Source organism: Bradyrhizobium sp. (assembly GCF_030646015.1).
Classification (GTDB): Bacteria; Pseudomonadota; Alphaproteobacteria; order Rhizobiales; family Xanthobacteraceae; genus Bradyrhizobium.
In genome coordinates this window covers 1-5356 of the sequence record NZ_JAUSLT010000008.1, presented here as the reverse complement: position 1 = coordinate 5356, position 5356 = coordinate 1, and the positions used below count along the sequence as shown (strand labels likewise).

At 63.2% G+C, this 5356-nt stretch carries 8 protein-coding genes; 6 read left to right on the top strand and 2 right to left on the bottom strand.

All coding sequences use genetic code 11. The annotated features are described in order from the left end of the window. From Q7T45_RS00785 to Q7T45_RS00760, 6 genes are all read left to right on the top strand, one after another. Positions 1-469 (top strand): ATP-binding domain-containing protein (locus tag Q7T45_RS00785; protein ID WP_304866162.1); only part of this gene is annotated, 469 nt, incomplete at its 5' end. 291 nt (positions 470-760) lie between these two features. After that, on the top strand, positions 761-1477 hold the full coding sequence (gene msrA / locus Q7T45_RS00780; protein WP_304866160.1) for a peptide-methionine (S)-S-oxide reductase MsrA: 717 nt from the start codon (positions 761-763) through the stop codon (positions 1475-1477). Positions 1478-1490: 13 nt separating this feature from the next. Continuing rightward, the gene (msrB, locus tag Q7T45_RS00775) at positions 1491-1904 is read left to right on the top strand and encodes a peptide-methionine (R)-S-oxide reductase MsrB (protein ID WP_304866158.1); all 414 of its coding nucleotides are present in this window, start codon (positions 1491-1493) and stop codon (positions 1902-1904) included. Between the two features lie 268 nt (positions 1905-2172). Continuing rightward, on the top strand, positions 2173-2544 hold the full coding sequence (locus Q7T45_RS00770) for a hypothetical protein (protein WP_304866156.1): 372 nt from the start codon (positions 2173-2175) through the stop codon (positions 2542-2544). 272 nt (positions 2545-2816) lie between these two features. After that, on the top strand, positions 2817-2981 hold the full coding sequence (locus Q7T45_RS00765; RefSeq protein WP_291576635.1) for a DUF3309 family protein: 165 nt from the start codon (positions 2817-2819) through the stop codon (positions 2979-2981). A gap of 219 nt (positions 2982-3200) precedes the next feature. After that, positions 3201-3497, top strand: coding sequence for a hypothetical protein (locus Q7T45_RS00760; protein ID WP_304866146.1), 297 nt, complete (start codon positions 3201-3203; stop codon positions 3495-3497). A 47-nt stretch (positions 3498-3544) separates the two neighbouring features. Here Q7T45_RS00760 and Q7T45_RS00755 read toward each other — a convergent pair whose 3' ends face one another. After that, positions 3545-4090 (bottom strand): DUF4112 domain-containing protein, encoded by a 546-nt coding sequence (locus Q7T45_RS00755; RefSeq protein ID WP_304866143.1) that lies wholly within the window; start codon positions 4088-4090, stop codon positions 3545-3547. Between the two features lie 48 nt (positions 4091-4138). Then, a complete protein-coding gene (locus Q7T45_RS00750) occupies positions 4139-4558 on the bottom strand; it encodes a DUF5413 family protein (RefSeq protein ID WP_304866140.1) in 420 nt (139 codons plus the stop codon). Between the last annotated feature and the right edge of the window lie 798 nt (positions 4559-5356).

Sequence of the window (5356 nt, the reverse complement as noted above, 5' to 3'; positions counted from 1 at the left end):
GCTGGTCGGGCGCAACAACACGCGGCGCGCCTACAACATGCGGGTGCGGCAGAAGCAGAACATCGAGGATCCCTTGCCGGTGGCCGGCGACAAGCTGGTGTGCCTGCGCAACAACCGCAAGAAGGGCCTGTTCAACGGCGGACTGTGGCGGGTGAAGTCGCGCGCGGCGTCGAAATCGCAAATCATCACCATGCGCCTGTCGCCCGACGAGGATTTCGGAGCCAAAGTGACAAAGGTCTCGGTGCGCGGCGACTGCTTTGGCGGCGCCATCGACACCATCCCGTGGGAACAGCGCAAGCCCTATGACGAGTTCGACTACGGCTACGTGCTGACGGTGCACAAGTCGCAGGGCTCGCAATGGGACGACGTGGTGCTGTTCGACGAGAGTTTTGCGTTCGGGGAAAGCCGCGCCAGGTGGCTCTACACCGGCATCACGCGCGCCGCGAAGCGGCTGAGCGTGGTGATCTGAATCTTCTCCCCTCCTCCCGCGAAGCGGTGGGGAGGGGTCGGGGGTGGGGGGGTCTATCGGCGCATGCAACTGGCAGTGAATTTGCGGAGGCGCCCCCCACCCCCAACCCCTCCCCGCCACGCGCAAGAGCGCGTGGAGGGAGGGGAGAAGGCTCACGAACTCGTGTGTGCCACGCCGTAACAACCCCCGCCCCGCCGCGTATCTTGGGGACATCGGGCCGGCCGCTGGCGTTGCGAACCGCGGCTTAAGCCCTAAACTATCAACCAATCCGCTGACCCCAGAGGAAACCTCATGTCCCGCAGCTTCACCCGTCTTTCGCTCCGCGCCGCCGCGCTCGGCGCGCTGGCGATCTCAGCCCTGGCCATCGCGCCCGCGCGCGCCGCCGAAGATGCCGTGATCATCCCCGCCCCCACCATGGACCTGCAGGCCGCCGACGGCGTCCAGACCGCCATTCTCGCGGGCGGCTGTTTCTGGGGGGTGCAGGGCGTGTTCCAGCATACCGCGGGAGTCCTCAACGCGGTGTCCGGCTATGCCGGCGGCAGCAAGGCGAGCGCGAACTACACCCTGGTCTCTACCGGCGCCACCGGGCATGCCGAGACGGTCGAGATCAAATACGACCCGAAGAAGATCAGCTACGGCAAGTTGCTGCAGATCTTCTTTTCCGTCGTGCACGACCCGACGCAGCTGAACCGCCAGGGCCCGGATGTCGGCCCGCATTACCGCTCGGCGATCTTCACCAATTCCGACGAGCAGAAGAAGGTGGCGGAGGCCTATATCGCCCAGCTCAACGCCGCAAAGGTCTACAAGAAGCCGATCGTGACCAAGGTCGGGCCGCTGGAGGCATTTTATCCGGCGGAGGCCTATCACCAGGACTACCTGACGCTGCACCCGACCCAACCCTATATTGCCTATAACGACATCCCGAAGATCGAGAACCTGAAGAAGATCTTTGCGGAAAACTACATCGCGAAGCCGACGCTGGTGAGCAACGCGAAGGTCACCAACTGATAAGGAGAAGCAATTGTCCGACACCAAGACGACGGGCGGCAAGGTCGAGAAGAGCGAGGCCGAGTGGCGCAAGGAACTGACGCCGATGCAGTATGCGGTGCTGCGCGAGAAGGCGACCGAGCGGCCGTTCTCCGGCGAGTACGAGCATGAGCATCTGCCGGGCACCTACACCTGCGCCGGCTGCGGCCAGACGCTGTTCGAATCCGACGCCAAGTTCGATTCCGGCTGCGGCTGGCCGAGCTTTACCCAACCGGCGCTGGAGAGCCATGTCGACGAGGAACGCGACGTCAGCCACGGCATGGTCCGGACCGAAGTGCTGTGCTCGAAGTGCAACGGCCATCTCGGCCACGTCTTCGAGGACGGCCCCGGCCCGACCGGCCTGCGCTACTGCATCAATTCGGCGGCGCTGAAGCTGCAGCCGAAATAAAGATGCCACTCCCCTCCTCCCACGCGCCCTTGCGCGTGGTGGGGAGGGGTCGGGGGTGGGGGGTGCTTCCGCAAATTCGCTGTCAGTCGAAAGCGCCGATAGACCCCCCACCCCCGACCCCTCCCCACCGCTGCGCGGGAGGAGGGGAGAAGACAGTCCTGTCGTTCGAACCTGTTTCCCGCCCCGTGCGACCAAGAGCTGGTCGCGCGGGGTTTTTTTCGTTTCGTCTCAGCTGCCTTGCGCGCAAACCCGGAGAGAGAGTTTTGAAATGTCGCCAACCTCGTCCCGCCTGTTGCTCGGAATTAGCCTCGCCGGCCTTCAGTGCATCGTGATGCAGCCCGCTTTTGCCGCCGACCAGGTTTCCCTGTTCAAGGTCATCACCGCGAAGGATGAAATCGTGATCGGGCTGACCGCCGACGAACTGGCCAGGCTCGAGGGCAACCATGCCGGCGGCATCGCCAAAATGCTGGTGGCGAAGGGCTCGATGACCGCATGGCAATATGCGGTGCGCAAGGCGCCGACCGGCGACCTCGAACAGGCGCCGCTGCGTCAGGTCGGCCTGATCGCCAGCGAGTCGCTGCGCGTGGAGCCCTACGCCTCACCGCTGAAGGTGGTGCCGATCGGCGAAGTAGCGAAGTAAGCACGACCTTCTTCCCTTCTCCCCTTGTGGGAGAAGGTGGCGCTGACGAAGTCAGCGCCGGATGAGGGGTCTCCATCCGCGGAAAGAACCCCTCACCCGTCTCGAATGCGCTGAGCGCATTCGATCCACCCTCTCCCACAAGGGGAGAGGGGAAGAGCGCCACTTTCGCCCACGCCCGGTTCCCCGATGGAACCTTCGCCCCGGATATGCTTTGCTATCGGAAGGCGGGGTGGCGGACTTCATCCGCCGGCCGCCGCTACGGGGAGAGTGCCATGTCGCTTGGACTAATACTCGTCATCATCCTGATTATTTTCCTATTGGGCGGCTTCAGCGGCCGGTTTGGCGGCTATGGCTACGGCATGGGCCACTCCGGCATGGGTATCGGCGGCGTTATTCTGGTCGTGCTGATCATTCTGCTGCTGCTCGGCAAGCTTTAGGCCGCTCAAGCCATTGAAATAAAACGATATATTTTTTGACCGGTACGGAGGTGCCCGGATTCATCATCCGGCCCGTCAGGAGTCGCATTTCTGGCAAACGAGCTTATATTAAAGACTGTCCTGAAATGACGTGTGCCGACGCGCCCTTGAGCCCGCCCGCACGATACGTTCGCGGTTTCCGAATCGCGTTCTCACGAAAAAGATTAGAGGTCACTGACCATGGCTGCCTTCAGTTACAACACTGCCGCTGAACTGTTTCCTGCCGCGATCCGCAAGAAGAAGCGGGCGGGCTTCGCCTATCGGCGATTTGGCACTGCGGCCGAAGCGGTTCGCTTCGCCATCGAGGAATTGCCGGCGGATTCGCTGAACGGCGCGTATTTGCAGGTCGACGAAGCCCGCTTCGACCAGAGCGGCATCCGCACGCTGTATGAAAGCCAGGACTTTCCGCTCGAGCGCCGCCCGCGTGCCCCCGAGCCCGTACCCGCCAGCGCCGACGCCAACGCGGACGCCGCGTAAAACTTCATGTTCGAAAACTCCGCGCTAGTGCCGTCTATCGCGACGCGCTAGCGCGGCTGCTTGTCCAGCCAGCGTTGCAGCATCCGAACGTTGCGGACGTTGGCGCGGAACATGACGTCGAAGGCATCGCCGGCGAGCGGCACCAGCCCGACCACGCCATCGAGCGCGACATTGCCGAGCATCCGCGTCGTCAGATGCCAGGGCGCGCCGAGCGCGCGCGCCTCGCGCACCACCCACAGCGAAATCGCCGTGGTGATGATATCGCCGACCACCGGGATCAATCCGATCAGGCCGTCGATGCCGTAGCGGATGTTGGTGCCGGGCACGATGAAGGCGACGTCGAGCAGTTTTGACAGCGCATCGAGCCGCGCCAGCCGCTGCTCGCGGGTGAGATTGCCGAACGGATTGGCGCTCGACGTGCCGAAATCAAAGTGAAAGCCGCCGGCCTGTGGCCCCAGCGTCTCCGGGCGGATCTCCCTCCCCTCCTGATCGATGACGGGACCACGCGGCGTGGCGCCGCGAAACCCGGCCCCGGAATTGTTCCGGGACCGCGTCGGGTTGGGAGAGATGATTTCTTCGTTCGACATTGCCATCACATGGTAACGCGCCAGCCGGCCGCAAGTTGCGTCACGCCGTCGCGGTCAGGCGGCAGGCTGTGGCTGCGGCTCGGCAAATTTGTGCGACAGCCATGACGCCACCAGCGCCGGGACGAGACCCGGCAGGCCGTAGAGAATGAACTGCACGACGCCGGGCTCCAGTCGGAGGCCGCCGTAGATCAATTCCGCCATGGCAAAGGCGATCCCGCCGACGATCAGCATCCGCGCCACCCAGCCGATCCGTCGGACGTGGAACAGAATATCGTCCACCGCGGCCATCATCAGCGCCGGCACGATGCCGAACAGATAGGCGAATTGCAGCGTCTTGCCGAACACCACGAACAGCTTGGCCACTTCGGCAGCGTTGGTCTGGGTCCAGTAGCCGGACGCGTAAGTGGTGGCGAACAGCATCAGGAACCCGCCGAGGAAGGGGCCGATGGCTGCGAATATCAGGTAGCGTTTCATGGTTTGCCTTCGCGTGTTTTGGCCAGCATACCGGAATTCGCCATTGCGCAAAGGGGACTTCCTGCCCGATCTGCCCACGGGGTCAGCGAACTGCTTCGCCCCGCGCGCAAGCGAAATCTCGCGGCTTGGCCGCGACAAAGCAACCCGACGGGCAAATCACTTCCGATTATCAGAAATGAAAGTCAAGCCTCCGAATCAAAAATAAATCGCTTAACACGTCGGGCAAATCACCTTTAGGGATTCGCCCGTCTCACCCGATGAGAGGGGCGGGTCGCGATCGTCACGAACGCGCGGTGGGATGCGGTGGACGCGGAAGGTGCGACTGACGAGCGCAACTCGAGCGGACGGCAAAACCGTGTGGGCCCGACACCCCGACGCTGGTGTCAAGTTCGCGGGAAGCAAAACTTCCCGCTGGCGACGGTGGCAAGAAAGCCCGGTCACCGGGGCGAGCGCGGTATAAGCCGGTAGAAACCACTGCGCAGGGAAGGCCGGGTGTTCTCCGCTGGACCTGTATGCTCGTGTGCGTTTTTACTCGTGCATTTTGCACACGAGACCGTGGGTGCAGCGCGCACCCGGTCTTCCCTGCGCCCTCTTGGTTTCAGAGGGTGTCAATCGAAGCAAAGCTCGGACGCATGGCGCCGCGAGAATGCGAAGACGTGTTCATGCGCACGCGATGTTTGAAAATTGAATCAGCTGTCGTCCCTGCGAACGCAGGGACCCATAATCCCGGTCGCCTGAGCCGTGACGTAATGATTCAACAAGCCCGCCAACACCATCCCCAAACATCGACGGCACGGC